Origin of the sequence: Microbacterium sp. SORGH_AS_0421, assembly GCF_030818635.1 — a bacterium.
In the GTDB taxonomy this organism is placed as follows: Bacteria; Actinomycetota; Actinomycetes; order Actinomycetales; family Microbacteriaceae; genus Microbacterium.
The window spans coordinates 160,921-180,901 of sequence record NZ_JAUTAO010000001.1 but is presented as its reverse complement, the minus strand read 5'-3'; the positions used below and the strand labels follow the sequence as shown (position 1 = coordinate 180,901).

The window sequence follows — 19,981 nt, the reverse complement described above, 5'->3', positions numbered from 1 at the left end:
TATCGTCGTCTCACCTGTGGATTGTTCGCCGTGCGAGAGCAGCGGTCCTGCCATCCTGGCGTTCACGACCGCCGGAGCGGCCGGCGCTGATCGGCGACCCCCCGAGCGCACGCTACTCTGGCACGAATGTCGCGCGCATCCGTCCGCGCGCCCCCGCGTACCCGAGGAACAGCCATGACCCGCATCTCCGATTCCGGAATCTCCCTCGCAGTCGTCGGCGCCACCGGCCAGGTCGGCACCGTCATGCTCGAGATCCTCGCCGAGCGCGCGTTCCCGATTCGGGAACTCCGACTGTTCGCCACCGCGCGCTCCGCCGGCTCGTCGATCGAGTTCGCGGGCCATTCCGTCGTCGTCGAAGACGTGGCCACCGCCGACCCCGCGGGCGTCGAGGTCGCTCTGTTCTCCGCCGGAGCTACGGGGAGCCGGGCGCACGCGCCGCGCTTCGCCGAGGCGGGCGCCCTCGTCATCGACAACTCCAGCGCCTGGCGCATGGATCCCGAGGTCCCGCTCGTCGTGAGCGAGGTCAACCCCCACGCGATCGACCAGGCCGTCAAGGGCATCGTCGCCAACCCCAACTGCACCACCATGGCCGCCATGCCGGTCCTGAAGGTCCTCGACACCGAGGCCGGCCTCGAACGCCTCATCGTCAGCACCTACCAGGCCGTCTCCGGCTCCGGCCTCGCGGGCGCCCGGGAGCTCCTCGGCCAGGTCGAGGGCGTCCTCGCCCAGGGCGAGGTGGAGCGTCTCGTGCGCGACGGCTCGGCCCTCGATTTCCCCGAGCCCGAGAAGTACGTCGCCCCGATCGCCTTCGACGTCATCCCCTTCGCCGGCAACCTCGTCGACGACGGACAGAACGAGACCGACGAAGAGAAGAAGCTCCGCAACGAGAGCCGCAAGATCCTGGAGCTCCCCGACCTGCGCGTCGCCGGTACGTGTGTGCGGGTCCCCGTCTTCACGGGTCACTCGCTCAGCATCAACGCCGAGTTCGCTCGCGACCTCTCGCCCGAACGCGCTCGTGAGCTCCTCGCCGAGGCCCCCGGTGTCAAGCTCGAAGAAGTGCCCACGCCGCTCCAGGCCGCCGGCACCGACCCCAGCTACGTCGGTCGCATCCGCGCCGACCAGTCCGCTCCCGAAGGCCGAGGCCTCGTGCTGTTCATCAGCAACGACAACCTGCGCAAGGGCGCGGCTCTCAACGCGGTGCAGATCGCCGAGCTCGTGGCGCACAAGCGCCTCGCGACTGTCTGAGACACGGCATCCGGATGCCGGGTGCGAGGTGTCTCGACATCGAACCGACGGTTCTCTCGATGTCGAGACACCTCTCGACCCGCACCTAGAATCGACGGGTGACTGAAAACGTCGATGTTCTTCTCATCGGTGGCGGCATCATGTCGGCCACTCTCGGCACGCTGCTGAAGGACCTCCAGCCCGATCTCAAGATCGCGGTGCTCGAGCGTCTCAGCGACGTCGCTCAAGAGAGCTCGAACGCCTGGAACAACGCCGGCACCGGTCACGCGGCGCTGTGCGAGCTCAACTACACGCCTGAGGCCAAGGGCGGCACGATCGACCCGGCCAAGGCCGTCACGATCAACGAGCAGTTCCAGCAGAGCCGTCAACTGTGGGCCTCGCTCGTCGCCGAGGGTGTGCTCGATGAGCCGTCGACGTTCATCAACGCCACGCCCCACATGACGTTCGTCCGCGGCGAGAAAGACGTCGCCTTCCTCCGCAAGCGCTACGAGGTCCTCAAGCAGCAGCCGCTGTTCGCGGGTATCGAGTACAGCGAGGACTCGCGCGTCATCAACCAGTGGGCTCCGCTGCTCATGCAGAAGCGTCGCAAGGGCGAGCCCTTCGCCGCCACGCGAGTGCCCGCCGGCACCGACGTCGACTTCGGCTCGCTCACGCGCCAGCTGTTCGCGAACCTGCGCGAGAAGGGCGTCGAGGTGGCTACCAACCACGACGTCAAGAAGCTCAAGAAGCAGAAGGACGGGTCGTGGGAGGTCTCGTACCGCCACGTCATCGGCGGGACCCCCGGCTCCATCAATGCGAAGTTCGTCTTCGTGGGCGCGGGCGGCTGGGCCCTCAAACTCCTGCAGCGCTCGGGAATCCCCGAGATCAAGGGCTACGGTGTCTTCCCGATCGGCGGGCAGTGGTTGAAGACCTCCAACCCCGACATCGTGGCGAAGCACCGCGCGAAGGTGTACTCGCAGGCGTCGGTGGGTGCACCCCCCATGTCTGTGCCGCACCTCGACACGCGCGTGATCGACGGGGAGTCGTCGCTGCTGTTCGGACCGTTCGCGACCTTCAGCCCGAAGTTCCTCAAGAACGGCTCGATGCTCGACATCGTCACGCAGGTGCGTCCGCACAACATCCTGCCGATGCTCAAGGTCGCCGTCGACAACCCGAGCCTCATCAAGTACCTCGTCAGCGAGTTGCTCAAGACCCACTCGAAGAAGGTCGACAGCCTTCGCGACTTCATGCCCACCGCGAAGGACGAGGACTGGGAGCTGCTCGACGCCGGCCAGCGCGCCCAGGTCATGAAGCGCGACAAGGACAAGGGCGGCGTGCTCCAGTTCGGCACCGAGGTCGTCACCTCAGCCGACCACTCGATCGCCGGTCTCCTCGGGGCATCCCCAGGAGCCTCCACCGCCGTGTCCATCATGCTGGGGCTCATCAAGACCTGCTTCCCCGAGCGCATGGCCGACTGGGAGCCGCGCCTGCGCAACCTGATCCCCAGCTACGGCGAGACGCTGAACACGAACCCCGCCGCCGCGCGCAAAGAGCTGGATGCCACGGCCCACGCTCTCGCGATCAACCCCTGAGTCGCGCGTGGCGAAGCTGTACTTCCGCTACGGAGCGATGAACTCGGGCAAGTCGACAGCCCTGCTGCAGGCGGCGTACAACTACGAGGAGCGTGGTCAGCGCGTCCTGCTGGCCAAGCCCGAGATCGACACCAAGGGCGCTGATCAGATCGACAGCCGCCTCGGCGTGAAGCGCGCGGTCGACTTCCTCGTCGCCCCTGACGACGACCTGCGCGAGGTCTTCCACGGCGCCGCGGGCCACGCACCCGTGGCGTGTCTCCTGGTCGACGAGGCGCAGTTCTTCACCGCCGCGCAGGTCGACGACCTCCTGCGCATCGCCGTGCTCGACGGCATCCCCGTCCTCGCCTACGGCATCCGCACCGACTTCCGCACCGAGGCCTTCCCCGGATCCGCCCGCCTCATGCAGATCGCCCACAGCCTCGAAGAGTTGAAGACGATCTGCCGGTGCGGTCGGAAGGCGATCTTCAACGCACGGCTGGTGGGCGGCCGGTTCGTCTTCGACGGCGATCAGGTCGCCATCGACGAGGGGCAGATCGAGGGCGAAGTGACGTACGAGTCGATGTGCGCCGCGTGCTACCTGCGCGAGTCGGGCGGGCGGCTCGACGGGCGCTGAGCCCCTCTCGCGCGATCAGCGCGGTGGTGCCCGAGCGATAGCCTGGAGGCATGCGCGTACTCCTGGCCGGCGGAGCCGGTTACATCGGAACCCACACGGCCGTCGCCCTTCTCGAAGCGGGCCACGACGTCGTCCTCCTCGACGATCTGTCTGGCACGCACGCGGTCGCCGCCGAGCGGGTCGAGAAGATCACCGGCAAGTCCGCGCCCCTCATCGTGGGCGATGCGGCCGACGAGGCGGTCGTCGCGTCGGCGTTCGACGAGCACGGACCGATCGACGCGATCATCCACCTGGCCGCCTTCAAGGCCGTGGGGGAGTCGACGCAGAAGCCGCTCGAGTACTACTCCAACAACCTCGACACGACCTTCGCCCTGCTGCGGGTGGGCATCGCCCACGGCATCCGGAGCTTCGTCTTCTCGAGCACCGGAACGGTGTACTCCGACCCGGCCGACCTCCCGTTCACCGAGGAGTCGACGACGAGCATCGATCTGTCGAACGCGTACAGCAAGTCCAAGCGCATGAACGAGGTCGTCCTCGCCGACGTCGCGCGCGTGAACCCCGCGCTGAACGTCACGGTGCTGCGTTACTTCAATCCGGTGGGCGCGCACCCGTCCGGCCTGATCGGTGAAGACCCCGCCGGCATCCCGAACAACCTCATGCCGTTCGTCTCGCGCGTGGCGATCGGCACGCTCGACGAGATCGGGGTCTTCGGCGCCGACTACGACACCCCCGACGGCACGGGCTTGCGCGACTACATCCACGTCGTCGACCTCGCCGAGGGTCACGTCGCCGCTCTCGAGCAGGCGCAGCCCGGCCATCAGGTGTTCAACCTCGGTACCGGTCGTCCGGTGAGCGTGCTCGAACTCGTCGCCTCGTTCGAGAAGGCCGTGGGGCGCGAGCTGCCGAAGAAGATCCTCGACCGTCGCCCCGGAGACGTCGCCGCGACGTACTGCGACCCGTCCAAGGCCGGTGAGGTCCTCGGCTGGCGCACGCGTCTCGGCATCGACGACGCCTGCCGCGACTACTGGAACTGGCAGACCACGAACCCGGCCGGGTATCGCACGACCGCCGACGCCTGATCATCCACGCGTAGGCTGGTGTGGTCGGGCCACACCAGCGTGCTCGACGGAACGGGGACTCCTTGCCGAACATCGCACCCCGTGCCTGGCAGATCGTGCTCGAACGCATCGAGGGCGATCTCCGCGAGGGGCGCCTGTCGCCCGGCGACAGACTGACTCCCGAGCGCGAACTCGCGTCCCAGCTCGGGGTCGGTCGATCGAGCGTGCGTGAGGCGGTGCGGGTTCTCGAGGTGCTCGGGGTCGTGCGCACGGCGACGGGCTCCGGGCCCACCGCCGGGGCCATGATCGTGACGACACCACGGGGCGGCCTCGCCGCCTTCCTCCGGTTGCAGGTCGCCGCGAACGGTTTCCCCTTGACGGACGTCGTCCGCACGCGCATCGTGCTCGAGGTCGATGTCGTCGAGCGGTTGGCCCGCGACGACGCCGATCTTTCCGAGGTGGTCGGCATCCTGGACGCGATGGATGCCGAAAGCCTCGCCCCCGACGAGTTCCTGGCTCTCGACGCGCGTTTCCACCAGGCCCTGTCCGAGGTGTCCGGCAACGCGGTCGTCTCGGCGATGATGGCGGGCCTGCGCAGCTCCATCGAGGCGTACACCCGGGCGGGGGCCGCCCGCCTCGACGTGTGGCCGGTCGTCGCCGAACGGTTGCGCTCCGAGCACCGACACATCCTCGCGGCGGTCTCGCGTGGCGACGCCGAGGGCGCGCGCGAGGCCGTGCGTGCTCACATCACCGATTACTACACCGAGGTGGCGCAGGCGCTGAGCCCGTCCGATGCGGACGAAGCCGCCGTCGGTGACGCGGCGCGTGCCGCCGTACGTTCTTCGCCGTCCGCTTGAGAGGATCCCCATGAGCGATCGACCCGCGCGCCCGCCGCGCCCGCAGCACATTCTGCACGTCGTCGAGACCGAGCGTCTCACCCCGCACCTCGTCCGCGTGCGCGCTCGAGGGGAGGATCTCGCGGTGTTCCGGGACAGCCCCCACACCGACAAGTACGTCAAGATCACGTTCGCCAAGCCGGAGCTCGGCCTCGAGCCGCCGTACGACCTGGCTTCTCTGCGCAACACGCTCGCGCCGGAGGACCTTCCCGTCACCCGCACGTACACGGTGCGCGCGGTCGAGGGCGATGAGCTGACGATCGATTTCGTCGTGCACGGCGACGAAGGTCTCGCGGGCCCCTGGGCGGCGGGTGCACAGCCGGGGGACCGTCTCGTGGTGTCGTCGCCGGGAGGCGGCTACGCGCCCGACTCGACGGCGGACTGGCACCTGTTCATCGGCGACGAGTCCGCTATCCCCGCGATCGCCGCGGCTCTCGAAGCCCTGACTGCGGATGCCGTCGGCGCGGCGTTTCTCGAAGTGCAGGCCGCCGACGAGCAGCTCGCACTGGCCGCCCCCGCCGGCATCGAGATCACCTGGGTTCACCGAGGGGCTGCGGTGGCGGGTGCAACGAACGTCCTGGCGGATGCCGTGTCCGCGTGGCATCCGCTCGACGGACGAGGACACGTGTTCGCGCACGGAGAGCGTGAGGCGATGAAGCGGATCCGCGATCTCGTCTTCACCCGGTGGGGCTTGGCACGCGAGCAGGTCTCCCTGTCGGGCTACTGGGCCTACGGCCGCACCGAGGATCGGTTCCAGGCCGAGAAGCGCGAGCCTATCGGACAGATCCTCTGACGGCTCGCGCTGCCCGGGCTCACTCCCCGGTTCGTGCGGGAAGCGTCGGGATGAGCTTCTCAAGGAACGCGGCGGTGTCTTCCCACCCGTGGACGGCCTGGCACTCGACGCCCATGGCCAGCACGGGGTAGTCGTTGCCGTCGGGATCGAGGCGGTCTCCGACGAAGAGCATGTCGTCGAGGGGGATGCCGGTGGCCTCGACGAGCTTGTTCATGCCGTAGGCCTTGTCGATGCCGCGGTGGGTGATGTCGACGGAGGTCGATCCGCCGGAGCGGACCTCGAGGTCGGGAATGCGGTTCGCCACGGCCTCGCGCAGACTGTTCTTTTTCTCGCCGGTGGGGTCCCAGGCCATCTTCGCCTCGAGAGGCGCGGACTGCCCGAGGGCCGAGAACGTGATCTGCGAGCCGCGGTCCTCGAGGATGTCACCCCAGGGTTCGGCCTCCCACAGCCCGAGACGCTCGGCCTCTTCGCGCACGGCGGTGAGGGCACGCTGCTTCTCGTCGTCGGTGAGCGAGTGGGCGTACACGGTCTCGACGCCGGCGGGCGTGAGCAGGTAGTACTGGGTGCCGCAAGTGGGCATGAGGTGGAAGTGCGCGAGCAGCTCGGGAGAGGCCTGGGGAAGACGCTCGACGACCTGGCTGCGGAACTGCTGGAGCTGCCCGCCGGAGATGATCGCGACCTCGACCTTCTCGGCGAGAGCGAGCAGCAGGTCGCCGATGCGCGGGTCGATCGCCGACTTCGAGGGGGCGAGGGTGTCGTCGAGGTCGAAGGCGACGAGGCGGGGCGAGGCGTCGGACACGGTGCTCCTGAGCAATGGAAGATCGTCGCACGGAGGTGTCGCGTGCGGGCGTGGGGCGAGACTGTGGGGTCTCGCACATGAAAGATTCTACCGATGGTCTCTCGAGGCCCCTATTCGTCCTCCGCGACCGCGGTGCGCGCACAGACAGGACAGCTTCGTCGCCGTCGATGAGGCCACCGATGTCGACGCGGCTCTGCCCGCCCTCGCATCACTCGCTGAACCGGCCGCGCAGCCCGTTCTACTCGGCTCGCTCGAGGTGGGTGATCTCGAGTCCAGGGTTCAGCGCTGAGCACGGTCACCGCCCTGGGCGCTGGGGGCGACCAATGGGGCAAGTCCATGGCCTGCCATGGTCCGGCCGTGTTTTGTTCACTTTGAAATGCGGTCGAACGTGGCCGCCGCGCCATACAACAGGCTCAGGGAGGCACTGACGAGAACGCAGGCAAGCAACCCCTTCCCGCCGAGCAGGAGGTACGTGCTCAAGCTCGCACCGGTGATCGCGCACCAGACGACGCACCAAGCCGCGCTTGCACGCGGTGATGTTTCGATGAGCCACCAGGGGCGAGGACGCGGCGAAGTTCTACGAGTCTTCATGAGAGTCGGCTGCCGACGAGCCGGTGGCGTCGACCGGCGACGTAGGCGTCCCTGTCGTCGACGATCACCCCTCATGACAGTCAGTCCAGCTCGGTCGCATGTGTCGTACTTTTTGTGTAGCTGTCGATTTCGCTCGCATGATTTGGGGTTTCCGCTCGACGTTGTATCGGGAGGGGGGCTACCAGCACGACGGGTTGAGTTCGATGCCATCCCATTCGCTGACGAGCTGTGTTTGATGGGCTGGACCGGAACACGGGCAAAAATCGCGGCGCATCGAGGGAGTCTCGTCGTACTCGAAACTGGCGCATGACGCGGCGCTGCCTTTGCGTCGCGTCGCCCATCTGAGGAAACGCCGTGGTGCGCTGAGCCTCAGTCCGACCGGTTCATGGCCGCACAGTGCGCACAAGTTCGGCACCCGGTGTGCGGCATTCGTCTGGTCGGCAGCACTTGCGCGCGCTTCTAAGACAACGCGCTCAAGCGACGGATGTAAGGACAGCACTCCGTCGCCCCGATGGGAACTGTCGGGGCGGATTGCAGAGTCGAATTGAACGCGGATTGTCGGATCTTCACGAAGCATCCGTCTGACGGCATCAACGACGCACTCCTCCATGTCCCTCTTTCAACGTGATGTGGGTGCGTTCAGCGATCGCACTGCGGGCGGCTGACGGTCGTTTTCTGGTTCAGACATAGTGGGGTCTTCTTCCTCGTTGCGCGTGGGTGCGAGCCCGGTTGCTCTTTCCGCCCAGAGCCCGCCTCCTCGGTGGCAGGCGGGCTCCGTGCTTTGTGGGCGGGGCCGGCGGATACTGCGCCGGCCTGGGGAGTGCGGTGGTCAGGAGGCGGCGACGGTGATGTCGAAGATGGTGCGGTGTCCGTCGGGTCCGGCGACCCAGCCCTTGGTCATGCCGGCCTTCTCGGCCGAGAACGCCGCGTTGAAGGATGCATCGTCGTCGGTGGCACCGGTGGTGGCTGCCTCGAAGGTGACGATGGTGCTGTCGTCGGTGCCGCCGGTGCCGGTGAAGGTACCGCCGGTTTCGGTGTCCATGACGATGATGAGCGACTGGCCCGGTGCCAGCGTCACGGGGCCTTTGGCGAGGTCGGCGGGGGTGACGAAGAGCGGGGCGGGCTGACCGTCGATGAAGATGCCTTCTTCGTTGTCGGGGGTGACATCCTCATCCTGGCTGGGCGAGGGGACACCGTCGATGAATGTGTCGTCCTGAGGGGCGGGGACACCGTCGATGAAAGTGCTCTGATCCGGGTTGGGGGTTTCCTGGGCTGCGGCGTATGCCGCGGCGCCGGTGGTCATAAGGCCCACGGCGAGGATCGACGCGGTCACGGCGGTGAGGGTTCGAATGCGCATGAGCTGCACCTTTCAGTTGATGTCGCGGCCCCGTTCCGGTGAACGAGTGGTGATCGCGGCCTGTACTGAGGGAATGACCGTCAGCGCCGTCTCTCTTTCACATCTGCGAAATATCTTTTCTGGGGATTTGCTGGACTCGCGCGGCTCCGCCGACGCCTCACGGTCGCGCGGGTCTGCGGATGCGTCCGGCAAGGCGGGCGGCCCCCGCGATGGTGAGCCCGGGGATGTAACACCGCAGGAGCGCGAGGGCGATGGCGGGAAGGTGGACGGACTCGGGGTAGATGATCCATAGCGGGGTGAACTCAGGCTGGAACTTCTTTTTGAAGTTGGCGAGGGATCGGAATCCGTAGGCCGGCTCAATGACGCCGCTGAGAACTTCGAGGAGTCGGTCGACCGCGGGTAAGTCAGCCGTCTTCTCAACACGATGCGGGGCCAGGGGTGACCCGGACAAGCTCAAAACTGTGCACCGCTCGTCGCGGAGCCGCTCGACGACGGCGCCGATCACGAATTCCATGACCCCGTTCATGGCATCGTGTCGGCGCCTCATCACGTCGAGGGCGTATCCCACCACGCCGTCAGCGTCGAAGATGGGGATCCACGTGGTGACAGCCACGATGCGATCAGTTGCATCACGCGCCAGCATGAGACGCGCCGCGGGGTCGACAGCCTCATCGAGAGTGCCGAGGGTGAAGCCCATCTCGGGGATGGCTTTGTCGGTCACCCACTCCTCAGAAATTTCTCGCAGTTGTACCCGGTCGATGAGGGTGAGTTCGGCCCATGACACCCACTGCGCCCGAACATTCTCGCGGTGGGCGCGGTTGGCGGCTGTTCTGATGTCTTGTCGTTTTTTGCCGACCGGTGTCCAGGTGCGTGGGTCGAGGGTGGCCTCATCGGCCACGCGTGTTTTCTGCCAGTGCAGCTCCTTGAGCGCCTCGGTCGCTGCGTTGTCGACGCTGTAGAAGACGGGCGTCCAGCCGTTGTCTCCGCAGAATTCTGCGAAGGCCCGGGCAACATCGGCACGATTGCGATCAGCTCCGAAAGCCCCGCCGAGCGTGACGGCCACACGGCCCTGCACGCGATACGCAAAGGCCGCATCCGCATCAGCGGCGAACCAGTATTCGTTGCCGGGCCAAGTAGTCATGAACCCAAGAGAGCTGCACCCGCGGTGTACCAACTCCCGCGCTCGCAGACGGTCCTCGAGACCTCGAACGGAGTGCGCGCCGAGGATCAGCCGGACGGTGGCCCACACGCACACGGCCCAGAAAATGATGGAGGGCAGATACCAGAGCACCTGCGCGAAGGGTGTGCGGGGGACGTCAGTGATCCACTCCGCCGGTAAAAGTGAGGGCGGGAGAAGACGCAGGGGTGCGTCACGTAGAACAGACCAGGTGGTCTGACGGGGAGAGAAATCATCTGCTGCAGCTAAGGCACTCGCGGCATACAAAGCCATCGTCCCTCCTGCGGCGATACTCACCGTTGAGAGGAAGACGGCCCACGCCCGCGTCGTCGACGGCGCGGCGACCGCACGTCGACAGGCGAACAGCGAGGTTGCGACAGCGAGGGGAACGACCGCAGCCACGATGAGACCGACAAGGGTCTGCCATACGTACTGAGCGTCCGTGCCGCGAACCTGCGCAAGGAGGGCAAGGGTGCCGGGTTCAGCGGTAACGAAGACTGCCGTCATGCCGGCGAAAACGATCAGATTGAGCCCGATGGCTACCCCAAGAGCTCCGCGACGGCCGCGCAGAATTCCCCATGCCGCGACGAGCAACACCACCAACGGGAGGACCGCAATCAACCCTGCGTTCGGTTGCACCTCCTCGTATGTTTCCGCGACGGGGCAAGGCGAACTCGTCGAACCGAGTGCACAGATGACACGTCCGGCGAAGACCAGCGGGTCGTACGACAGCCACCCGTATGCCGAGAGCAAGCCCGCCCCGCTTCCCCACAATGTGGCCACGATCGGGCCCACCGCAGTGATCGCTGTGAGAGCGGACAACAGCACGCGGGTCTCATGGTGCGAACTCCGACCCAAACCGCGCCTGCTCACCCGATGCCCGCCGGTGAGCATCCCCATGGCCAAGCCGATCGGCAGGGCTATCAGCGCGTGGAGGTCACTCGCGGAAGCGGCGTAGAGGAAAAGCGTCACCGCCAGAACGACGCAGAAGACCCGAACCCGGCGACGCCAAAGCGCACCCTCGAAACAGCTTGCAGCCATCGCGACAGCTACGAGCGCGGCAACCGGGGATGCTCCGGTGACCGGAATCTCTCCCAGAGGCAGAGCGGGAATCACCTTTGTCTCGATTACTCCAACGGTCATCCCAACGGCCGATGTCACTAATCCGCCGCCGGCATACGCGAGAAGCGTCCGCGCACCGCCCATGAGGCGCTCAGCCCAGGTACCTACAACGGCGACAGCCAGCACCACGATGGGTAAGACCGCTGGGCTGTCCACTCGCACAAGGCTGAATCCCAGGGCACGTAGATCGAAGGGACCGGAACCGGAGAACTGGCCAGCCCCCATCGATACCAGGCTGACTCCAAGGACAGTGGCCGCGACAGCGAGAGAGATAAGTGGGACGCGTTGACGCGTCGTGGCCGCGTCAGAATCACCGCGCTCCACGGTTAAAGGAGACAACGGTGACGGTGAAAGTCAGCCGCTGAGCATCCGAGCCGACGAGCCAGGCCGAGACCTGACCGGGCGCCTGTGCAAAGAAGGAGACATTCTCATCGCTCGTGGCCGCGGTGAAACGGACTATTGCGCCGTCGCTCGTCCCGCCCTCGCCGGTCCACCCGCTGTGTTCACCGCCGCCCACCTTGACGATCAGAGCCTGCCCGGGAACAAGAGTGATTGGCGCCGCCGTGAGTTGCGAAGGCGCAAGCACCATCGGCGCGGGGAGGCCGTCGACGACGGTGTCAGGCTGAGGAGCCGGCACACCATCGATGAAGGTGTCGAGCTGAGGCGCCGGCACACCGTCGATGAACGTGCTGGGCTCGGATGCCTGGGGGTCGCGAGCGGCCAAGAAGCTGGTGCCCGCGACAACCGCCGAACCAATGAGGATGGCAGCAGTTGCGGAAGCCAAGACGGTAATGGTTCGAAAGCGCATGAGGCGCACCTCTCTTCAGGTACCGCGCCTCGTTCGGGGCGAACGAGCGATGATCACGGCATGCGTCTCGTTATGGCCGCCACGAAGATCGACCTTTCACCCGAGAGAAAACTCTCTGGATAGGCCGGTTTGCGAAAGGATTGGCCTCCACCGGCCATGATGAACGTGTGCAATCCCGCTCTCATCCCTACGAGACGCTCGTCCGTCTGCACGGCGACGCTGTCCTCCGGTTTCTGCGCCGGCGAACTGACCCCCACACCGCCGAGGACGTGTTCTCCGAGACGATGCTCGTGCTGTGGCGACGCTTCGATGACATACCCCATGACGAGCCTCTGCCATGGCTCTACGTCACCGCGCGGAACTGTCTACGTACCGCGGAACGGTCGATGCGACGCCAGGGGCGAGTTGTGGAAAAGATCACGACGGTCGATCCGCCGAAAGACACTGTCGATGCGGGCCTTGAGGAGGACCCTCGCGCAGACTGCCTACGCAGCGCCATGGCGCGCCTCTCGTCAACGGACGCCGAGGTCCTTCGCCTATGGGCCTGGGAAGAACTGGGACCGACGGAAATCGCAACAGTGCTCGGGACCTCGGTCAACGCCGCCACAATCCGGCTCCACCGAGCTAAAAAGAAGCTTCGCCAGGAAATGGACGCGCCCCGCCGACCCGACAACACGAAAGGAGAAAAGCGATGAACGACGACGACCTCAGAGAGTTACTGCGCAAAGCAGACCCCAGTAACGGGCAAAAGCCCCTCGACGACGGACGCATCCGGCGCATCGTTGCGGCCGCGGAGCGCGACAGCCTCAGCGGCCAGAACGCCCCCAGCCCTCAGCGTGGTCGGCTGTTCGCCGGCGTCTCGATCGGGGCAGTTGCAACGGCAGCCGTGGGTCTCGTCATCGCTAGCCTCGTCGCCACCCCCGCCATTCAGGCCCCCGGCCCGGATGACACCTCCCAGACCTGCGCGCCAGTAAGCGTCGACAGCCTCCGTGAGTTCGACACCGCATACGAAGCGACAGCGACCGCCATCAAAGGCGACAACGTGACTCTGCAGGTAACACACACCTTTGCCGGATCCCCACCGAAGGAGCTCACCGTCCCACAACCCGATAATCCCAGCGCGCCGGATGGCGGCGGTCTATTTGCCGTCGGTAAGACGTACCTCATCGCATCAGCCGACAATTACATCTCCGATTGCGACAGCGGCATCACAACGGACGACCTACGACAGCTCTACCTCGAAGCCTTCACCACGCCGACAAACGGCGGCTAGAAAGATTCAGGCGGGAGGCCTCGTCGTCACGAGGATCAGGCGCCTGGAGCTGAACCCGGTCTTGTGGGCACCTGATCTGAGTGGCGAGAGTCGTTCCTGAAGGACTCGTGATGCCTGCAGCTCACCCGGTGGAGTTTCGTCGGAGGGCGGTTGCGCTCGCGCGGTCGAAGGAGAAGCCGGTCGCGCAGCTCGCGGCCGATCTGGGGATCAGTGAGTCGTGTCTGCACCGTGGATGAAGGTCGCTGACGTTGACGAGGGCGTCCGGGAAGGCCTGATCTCGGACGAACGTGCGGAGTTGGTCCGGCTGCGGCGAGAGAACCGGGTTCAGGCCGCGGAGATTGAGATCCTTCGGCAGGCGTCGTCGTATTTCGCGCGGGAGGTGGTCGGCCCATAAGGGTCTTTCCGGTGATCGACCGCCTCGTCGCCGCTGGGATCGACGGGGCCCTTGCCTGCCGGGTGGTGGGAATCTCGCGGTCCGGTTTCTTTGCCTGGAAGAACCGCCAGTTCGCCGCGGACCGCCCGGACAAGCTCTGGGTCACTGACATCACGGAACATCCGACGAGGACCGGGAAGGTCTATTGCGCGGCCGTCGTTGACGTGTTCTCCCGCCGCGTGGTCGGATGGGCGATCGCCGACCACATCCGCGCAGAGCTCGTTGTTGACGCGCTCGATATGGCGAGGTGGCGACGCCAGCCCGAACCAGGAACCGTGGTGCATTCGGACCGCGGATCTCAGTACACCTCCTGGGCGTTCGGTCATCGGCTGCGCCTGGCAGGGCTGCTCGGATCCATGGGCAGGGTCGCGTCTAGCGTCGACAACGGCCTCATGGAGTCGTTCTGGTCGACGATGTGACGCGAGCTTCTCGACCAGCACGCCTGGCAGAGCCGTGACGAACTCGGGCAGGCGATCTTCGAGTAGATCGAGGCCTGATACAACCGAGACCTCGGCACGGTCCCTGCGGTCGAGCTTTTTTCGGACAGTAACGGGTCCGACTTCCACGAATGCCGCCTGTGATCAACCAGGCCATACACGCGCTCCGAGTGTCTCAACGAAGCGGTGCCGAACGCGCTGAAACTCAAAGGGCCTCCCGCGCGTCTGCGGGAGGCCCTTTGAGTGAGAGCTTCGAACGCTTTTCTTCGTCCGAAGGTTGGAACATTCTTGAATTGGTCGGGGTGACAGGATTTGAACCTGCGGCCTCGTCGTCCCGAACGACGCGCGCTACCAAGCTGCGCCACACCCCGTTGCAACTAGAAAAGTCTACCCTGCCCGGAGCGGTGCTGCGAACCACGGGCGGATCTTCTGCTGCGTCGACGACGTCGACAGGGGTGGGAGCGTCGCCCTCCCGCGAACGAGAGGGCTCATCTCCGCGTCAGATCACGCTCGGAGAACTCCGGTTCGGCGACGCGCCACACGGAGGGCGACGAGCCCGACGCCGATCGCCAGAATAGATGCACCGCCGATTCCGGGCAGCGACCCCGCGGAGATGCCCGTGAAAGCCAGTGCGGCTGGAGCCATCGGAGGCGGTGACGGAACCGGCGCGAACGCCGAGGCCGTGGGGCTCGCGCTGGGTGCCGGTGTGCGATCGGTGGACGGGGGAGTGAAGGCGAGCTGCTCCGTCTGGGCGGGCGTGGCGAATCGCTCCGTCCAGAAGTAGCGGGAGACGAAGTGCGGCACCGACTGGGCCTCCTGCGAGGAGCGTTCGATGCGCCAGACGGCCGTGTAGACGCCGGGGCCGGGGAGCGTCGTCGTCGATGTCTCGTAGACGCCGGCGCCGGTGGCCGGATCGGTGCGCAGCTCGAGGTGCGCCACCGGTGTGAGATTCGCGGGGATCTCGGATGACTCGGCGGGGAACGCATTCGTCCGGTACACGTCAGCCGAGGCCGAGACCACGACGAACTCACCGTTATCGTGGCGCGGCCACACTCCTTCTGCGGCGGTGATCGTCACTCGGTCGACGAAACGTGCTCGTGCGTCGATTCGTGCGGCCGTCTCGATGCGTGGCGAGAAACGCACGGGTCGCGGCGAAGCGTCCTGTGCGGCAATCTCGAATTCGGTCGGTCCGGCGGGGCCGGCAGACTCTTGTTGACCCGGTGTGGAGTAGTAGCGGATCGCGGCAGACCTGACCGAGAACGCCCCGCGGGCGCGGACGACGTACGGTCGTCCATCTTCGGATGCCGAGGGAGGAGCCACGATCGGATAGCTGACCGACCCGTGGACGCCGCTGCGTTCGGAGCTTCCGGTATCGGCGAAGATCGCGTTCTCGAGTCGCAGCGTTCCCGATGCGGTGTCGTCCACATCCACCGTCAGCGTTCCTCGAGTTGGGTCATCCTCGTCCGTCGTCAGCGTCAGTTGGCCTCCGACGCGTGGGACGGAAATCTGCTCGGCTTCGGCCAGATACTGCACGGTTCGCTGCTGGATCGCGCTGCTGTTCTCAGGGCTCGCTCGTCGCATGATGTAATCGATCGCCTGGGGCAGGTCGTTCCCGCCGTACCCCCAGGAGTGCAGAGTGGTATCCCGATCGACGATCGCTTTGACCGCCCAGCCGACGCTCGCCGCCTGCACGGGATCATCGGTCTGCCCGTAGGTGCTGACGAGGTAGTTGATCGACACGAGCTGCTGGGGGCTCAGCCCATTCACGTCGCTCGTGACGCCGTGGTCGGTCGTCGTGCCGGTCGCGACGGGGAGCCCAGGGTGGATGCAGTACGTGTGAACATCGCCTACTCGCATAGAGCCGTGCCACCCGGTGCGTGAGAGCGGGGCCCAGGTGCCGAAGCCGGTGCCCCGGTCCGCGCCGTGCGCGGCCGGGGCGACAGCGACACCCACGAGGATGGCTACCAGCGTCAGCACAGCGGGCAGACGTCGGAGGGAGGGGGGAGGACGGTGCATTCGAGGAGTCCCTTCGGTCGAGGAACTCGATCCTGCGGGACGGGCACGCCGAGGCGACGACGAAAAGGGTCGATCCGTGAACGGATCGACCCTTCCTCAGGCTGTGGAGAAGCCGTCAGCGCGGAAGCAACGTCAAGAGGGACGCTTCCGGTCTGCACGCGAATCGCACCGGCGCGTAGATCGAGTGTCCCAGCCCGGCGCTGACGTTCAGCGGCACGGTCCGATCTTCGTGAGTCCACTCACTCAACCCGCGCGCTTGATCCAGGGGGATGTCGCAGTTTGCCACCAGCGCCTCGCGGCGGAACGGCACCCGCACCTGTCCACCGTGCGTGTGACCGGCGAGCAGCACGTCGGCGCCGAAGTCCGTGAAGGTGTCGAGCGTCCGCCGGTAGGGCGCGTGCATCACGCCGAGCGTGAGGTCGGCGGCATCCAGGTGTTCCAGTACCGGGGGAATGAGCTCGGGGTGGTCCCACTTGCGGTGCGCGTCGTTGACGCCGAATGCGGTGACGCGGAGCCCCTTCACCTCGAACGACACCGCGGTGTCATCGAGGATCTTCCAACCGAGGTCGTCGGCGAAGTATCGGTCAAGCGCCTCGACATCGAGATGCTTGTGCGCGGGCTGATGGCCGGACGGCCCCAGGAAGTACCGCAGGGGGTTACGAGGCGCGGGCTCCTGGAAGTCGTTCGACCCGTGCACGACCAGGCCCGGGATGCCGCGCAGGGGCGTGAACGCGGTGCGGATCCCGGTGAGGCCGTCGCGGTGTCCGAGGTTGTCGCCGGTGTTCACGACGAGGTCGGGTGACAGCTCGGCGAGACGGGCCATCCACTCCTGTTTGCGATGCTGCCAGGGGGCCATGTGCGCGTCCGAGACGTGCAGCACGCGGATCGGCTCAGCGCCCTTGGGGAGGACACGCAGGGCGTGGTAGCGGACCGTGAAGAGGTAGCGCTCGATGCCCATTCCCCACACGGCGGCCCCGACAGCGGCCGCCCCCGCAACCCCGAGGGGTGCGAGGGCGGCCGTCATGAGAGGACGCGTCACGAGCACTTCTTCGCGACGATGGAAAGAGCTATCGCGGCGCTCTTGTTGGTCGCCGTGCCGGCGGCGGGGTTCGTCGACGTCACCTGGCCCTCGTTCGGAGCGTTTCCCTCGGGCTGGCAGGCGCCGATGGACACGTTCGTGAAGCCGGCTGCGTTCAGCGCCGCTTGAGCGGCCGGAACGGTCTGTCCGCCCACGTTCGGCACCGTCGCACCCTGCCCGTTACCGGGGCTGAGGGTGATCTGCGAGCCCGCGGGAGCGGAGCCTGCGCCGGGGTTCTGCGCGGCGACGGTGTCGGGACCCGACGGCGAGTCGACGGGGTCGCCGACCGTCACTCGGAATCCGGCGTTCTGCAGAGTCGTCGTCGCGGCGTCGATGCTCTGCCCGACCACGTTCGGCAGGTCGCGTTGCTGCGTGCGAAGCAGATTCGACGCCGGGTCGGGGAAGCGGTCGCCCCCGTAGACATCGTCTGCCGCACGCTGTACATCGCGAGCCAGTCGATAGCGCAGGTCGCTCAGCTGGATACGATTCGCGTACTTGCCGAAGAGGGTGGTCGTTCCACCGTCCCAGTTGCCGACCCACACCGCGGTGGTGGTGTTAGTGGAGGACTCGATCATCCAGGTCTCGTGGGCCTCGTGCGTACCGGTCTTTCCGAGCACGGGGGTACCATCGCCGGGGTTGGCCGCCGCACCGGTGCCATTACCCGTCATGACCCCCTGAAGAGCGTATGCCGCGGTCGCGGCGATCTCCGGCGTGAGCGCCGTCTCGCACTGCAGGTCCGGAACAGGGCGGTCCGATCCGTCTGCCGCGGTCACCTTGTCGATGACCTTGGCCGGGCAGCGGCTGCCCCCGTTGGCGACGGTGGCGAAGGCGCCGGCCATCGCGATCGGCGAGATGTTATCGCTACCGATGACCTCGTTCGCGTTGGCCATCGTGATCTCTTTGCCGTCACCAGTGGTGACGCCGAGCTTCTTGACGACCTTGGCGATGTCGCAGAGGTCGAGCTCAGCTGCCATGGCGAGGTAGCCCGTGTTGAGTGAGTCGCGCGTGAACATCATCGGCGTCCCGACGTATCCGCCGCTGTTGCCGAAGTTGTTGATCGTGTAGGCGCCTTGGTTGACCCAGTTGCCCGCGCAGGAGTTCGTCATATTCGGCACGGGGCGCAGGCGACCGTTGAGCGTCTCATTGAGGGAGTGGCCCTTTTCGAGCCAGTCGATGAGAGTGAAGAGCTTGAACGTCGACCCGGCGCTGAACCCGATCGACCCCCCGTTCGTCGAATCGCCCGCGAAGACAATCGAGTTGTACGAGGGATCCGATTCCGCGAGGCTCTGGTCCTGCGTGAATTTGGTGTTCTGTGCGATCGCGAGAAGGCGTCCCGTCTTGGCCTCGAGGCTCACGGCGGTCGCACCGAATTTCAGCTGGTCCATGGATGCGGGGGCGTTGTCGCTCATCGTCTTCTGAGCCGCATCCTGCACGGTCCAGTCCAGAGTGGTCTGAATGGTCAGACCGTCCTGACGCAGAGCGCGCACGCGGTCGTCGGTCTCGGCGCCGAAAGCGGGAGAGTTGAGGATCGTCGACACGACGTACTGGCAGAAGTACGGTGCGGCCGACGACGCGCAGCCCTGGCTCGTCGGCGTGATCTGAGGCGAGATCGGCTCGATCGCCGCGGCCACGTACTGCTCGTGCGTGATCTTTCCGTCGATCTCCATGCGGCTGAGCACGTAGAGCTGACGACCCTTGGTCTCGCTGTAGCCGTCGGCGGCGTTGACGAGTTGCTCCTGGGTGATCTCGCCGTTGTCGCGCAACGTGTAGAGGGCCTGGATCGTGCTCTGGTCGACATCGTCGATCGAGCCGTCGGGTGCCTTGTTCCACGCGGTCTCGCCGTCGCTGATCGAGCCTTCGGGGCGGTCGATCCGGAAGCGGTTGGGGTTCTGCACCATGCCCGCGAGAACCGCCGCCTGGCCGACGCTCAAGTTGGCGGCGGGGGTGTTGAAGTAGTAGCGCGCCGCGGCGTCGATGCCGTAGGTCGTGCCGCCGAAGTTGGCGATGTTGAGATAGCCCAGAAGGATCTGGTCCTTCGTGTACTCCTTCTCGAGCTGGATCGCGTACCGCATCTCTTGCAGCTTGCGCTGGTAGCCCGCCGCTCCGTCGGACTGCACAGCCTCGAGCGCGCACTTCTGCAGCGCTTCGTCACGCGAGACCGCGGGGGTGGTCTCGGTGGCCTCGACGGCCTTCGCGTCGCGCTCGCAGCGCTGCACGAGCACGTTCTTCACGTACTGCTGGCTGATCGAGGAGCCACCCTGGGTCTCGCCACCCGAGGCGTTGCTGAGCAGCGCGCGGGTCGTACCGATGAGGTCGACACCGCCGTGCTGGTAGTAGCGGGGGTCTTCCGACGACAGGATCGCGTCGTACATGACGGGCGAGACCTGGTCGAAGGTGACGGGGGAGCGGTTCTGGTCGTAGAACTTCGCCAGCACCCGGTCGCCGGCCATGAGCGTCGTCGGCTGCATGAGCTCGTCGGGCTTCAGGTAGCTGGGCATGTTGTCGAAGACGGTGATCGCGCTGGAGGCAGCGGCACCGGAGACGGCGATGGCCGGCGTCACGGCAGCGGTGACCAGGAGTCCGGCGACTGCGCTCAGGCCGACCAGGCCGACGATGCCGCCGAGGGCACCGCTAGCCGTTCGTTTGTTCTCGGGCATAGGCTTGATGCTAAGCGACGTTGCTGGGCGATGCCTTGAAGGCGTGCGCTCGCGCGC

General features: G+C 66.4%; 16 protein-coding genes and 1 tRNA gene. 9 read left to right on the top strand and 8 right to left on the bottom strand.

What is annotated here, in order from left to right:
- Positions 1–174 precede the first annotated feature (174 nt).
- The 6 genes from QE416_RS00905 to QE416_RS00880 all read left to right on the top strand — a co-directional run bounded on the left by QE416_RS00905 (position 175) and on the right by QE416_RS00880 (position 6,176).
- A complete protein-coding gene (locus QE416_RS00905) occupies positions 175–1,245 on the top strand; it encodes an aspartate-semialdehyde dehydrogenase (protein ID WP_210073589.1) in 1,071 nt (356 codons plus the stop codon).
- 98 nt (positions 1,246–1,343) lie between these two features.
- Positions 1,344–2,816, top strand: a complete 1,473-nt coding sequence (locus QE416_RS00900) for a malate:quinone oxidoreductase (protein ID WP_307312859.1) — start codon at positions 1,344–1,346, stop codon at positions 2,814–2,816.
- Positions 2,817–2,823: 7 nt separating this feature from the next.
- Positions 2,824–3,429: a thymidine kinase gene (locus QE416_RS00895; RefSeq protein WP_307312858.1), complete on the top strand. Its 606-nt coding sequence runs from the start codon at positions 2,824–2,826 to the stop codon at positions 3,427–3,429.
- A gap of 50 nt (positions 3,430–3,479) precedes the next feature.
- Positions 3,480–4,508: a UDP-glucose 4-epimerase GalE gene (galE, locus tag QE416_RS00890; RefSeq protein WP_307312857.1), complete on the top strand. Its 1,029-nt coding sequence runs from the start codon at positions 3,480–3,482 to the stop codon at positions 4,506–4,508.
- A gap of 62 nt (positions 4,509–4,570) precedes the next feature.
- The gene (locus QE416_RS00885) at positions 4,571–5,344 is read left to right on the top strand and encodes a FadR/GntR family transcriptional regulator (protein ID WP_307312856.1); all 774 of its coding nucleotides are present in this window, start codon (positions 4,571–4,573) and stop codon (positions 5,342–5,344) included.
- A gap of 10 nt (positions 5,345–5,354) precedes the next feature.
- On the top strand, positions 5,355–6,176 hold the full coding sequence (locus tag QE416_RS00880; protein WP_307312854.1) for a siderophore-interacting protein: 822 nt from the start codon (positions 5,355–5,357) through the stop codon (positions 6,174–6,176).
- Between the two features lie 19 nt (positions 6,177–6,195).
- Here QE416_RS00880 and QE416_RS00875 read toward each other — a convergent pair whose 3' ends face one another.
- The 4 genes from QE416_RS00875 to QE416_RS00860 form a co-directional block, all read right to left on the bottom strand.
- Positions 6,196–6,975, bottom strand: a complete 780-nt coding sequence (locus QE416_RS00875) for an HAD-IIB family hydrolase (RefSeq protein WP_307312853.1) — start codon at positions 6,973–6,975, stop codon at positions 6,196–6,198.
- 1,420 nt (positions 6,976–8,395) lie between these two features.
- On the bottom strand, positions 8,396–8,923 hold the full coding sequence (locus QE416_RS00870; RefSeq protein ID WP_307312850.1) for a hypothetical protein: 528 nt from the start codon (positions 8,921–8,923) through the stop codon (positions 8,396–8,398).
- A gap of 157 nt (positions 8,924–9,080) precedes the next feature.
- The gene (locus QE416_RS00865; protein WP_307312849.1) at positions 9,081–11,447 is read right to left on the bottom strand and encodes a bifunctional lysylphosphatidylglycerol flippase/synthetase MprF; all 2,367 of its coding nucleotides are present in this window, start codon (positions 11,445–11,447) and stop codon (positions 9,081–9,083) included.
- An 85-nt stretch (positions 11,448–11,532) separates the two neighbouring features.
- A complete protein-coding gene (locus tag QE416_RS00860; protein WP_307312848.1) occupies positions 11,533–12,030 on the bottom strand; it encodes a hypothetical protein in 498 nt (165 codons plus the stop codon).
- Positions 12,031–12,197: 167 nt separating this feature from the next.
- On the opposite strand from QE416_RS00860, the gene QE416_RS00855 reads away from it, so the two are divergent.
- From QE416_RS00855 to QE416_RS00845, 3 genes are all read left to right on the top strand, one after another.
- Entirely contained in the window at positions 12,198–12,725 is a 528-nt protein-coding gene (locus tag QE416_RS00855; RefSeq protein WP_307312847.1) for an RNA polymerase sigma factor, read from the top strand.
- On the top strand, positions 12,722–13,303 hold the full coding sequence (locus QE416_RS00850) for a hypothetical protein (protein WP_307312846.1): 582 nt from the start codon (positions 12,722–12,724) through the stop codon (positions 13,301–13,303). The genes QE416_RS00855 and QE416_RS00850 overlap by 4 nt, the downstream gene beginning before the upstream one ends.
- 405 nt (positions 13,304–13,708) lie before the next feature.
- A complete protein-coding gene (locus tag QE416_RS00845) occupies positions 13,709–14,155 on the top strand; it encodes an IS3 family transposase (protein ID WP_307312845.1) in 447 nt (148 codons plus the stop codon).
- Positions 14,156–14,467: 312 nt separating this feature from the next.
- On the opposite strand, the gene QE416_RS00840 is transcribed toward QE416_RS00845, so the two are convergent.
- From QE416_RS00840 to QE416_RS00825, 4 genes are all read right to left on the bottom strand, one after another.
- Positions 14,468–14,544, bottom strand: a tRNA-Pro gene (locus QE416_RS00840).
- A gap of 133 nt (positions 14,545–14,677) precedes the next feature.
- On the bottom strand, positions 14,678–16,189 hold the full coding sequence (locus QE416_RS00835; protein ID WP_307312843.1) for a hypothetical protein: 1,512 nt from the start codon (positions 16,187–16,189) through the stop codon (positions 14,678–14,680).
- 115 nt (positions 16,190–16,304) lie between these two features.
- Positions 16,305–17,213 carry a metallophosphoesterase gene (locus tag QE416_RS00830; RefSeq protein ID WP_307317827.1) on the bottom strand — a complete coding sequence of 303 codons (909 nt, stop codon included), beginning with the start codon at positions 17,211–17,213 and terminating at the stop codon, positions 16,305–16,307.
- A gap of 11 nt (positions 17,214–17,224) precedes the next feature.
- Positions 17,225–19,924, bottom strand: coding sequence for a transglycosylase domain-containing protein (locus tag QE416_RS00825; protein WP_307312842.1), 2,700 nt, complete (start codon positions 19,922–19,924; stop codon positions 17,225–17,227).
- Between the last annotated feature and the right edge of the window lie 57 nt (positions 19,925–19,981).

Excerpts from the sequence above, each read along its gene's own strand:
- QE416_RS00825 (WP_307312842.1), bottom strand. The coding sequence starts at position 19,924 with ATGCCCGAGAACAAACGAACGGCTAGCGGTGCCCTCGGCGGCATCGTC.
- QE416_RS00830 (WP_307317827.1), bottom strand. The coding sequence starts at position 17,213 with ATGACGGCCGCCCTCGCACCCCTCGGGGTTGCGGGGGCGGCCGCTGTC.
- QE416_RS00850 (WP_307312846.1), top strand. The coding sequence starts at position 12,722 with ATGAACGACGACGACCTCAGAGAGTTACTGCGCAAAGCAGACCCCAGT.
- QE416_RS00865 (WP_307312849.1), bottom strand. The coding sequence starts at position 11,447 with ATGGGGGCTGGCCAGTTCTCCGGTTCCGGTCCCTTCGATCTACGTGCC.
- QE416_RS00860 (WP_307312848.1), bottom strand. The coding sequence starts at position 12,030 with ATGCGCTTTCGAACCATTACCGTCTTGGCTTCCGCAACTGCTGCCATC.
- galE (WP_307312857.1), top strand. The coding sequence starts at position 3,480 with ATGCGCGTACTCCTGGCCGGCGGAGCCGGTTACATCGGAACCCACACG.
- QE416_RS00905 (WP_210073589.1), top strand. The coding sequence starts at position 175 with ATGACCCGCATCTCCGATTCCGGAATCTCCCTCGCAGTCGTCGGCGCC.
- QE416_RS00835 (WP_307312843.1), bottom strand. The coding sequence starts at position 16,189 with ATGCACCGTCCTCCCCCCTCCCTCCGACGTCTGCCCGCTGTGCTGACG.
- QE416_RS00880 (WP_307312854.1), top strand. The coding sequence starts at position 5,355 with ATGAGCGATCGACCCGCGCGCCCGCCGCGCCCGCAGCACATTCTGCAC.
- QE416_RS00870 (WP_307312850.1), bottom strand. The coding sequence starts at position 8,923 with ATGCGCATTCGAACCCTCACCGCCGTGACCGCGTCGATCCTCGCCGTG.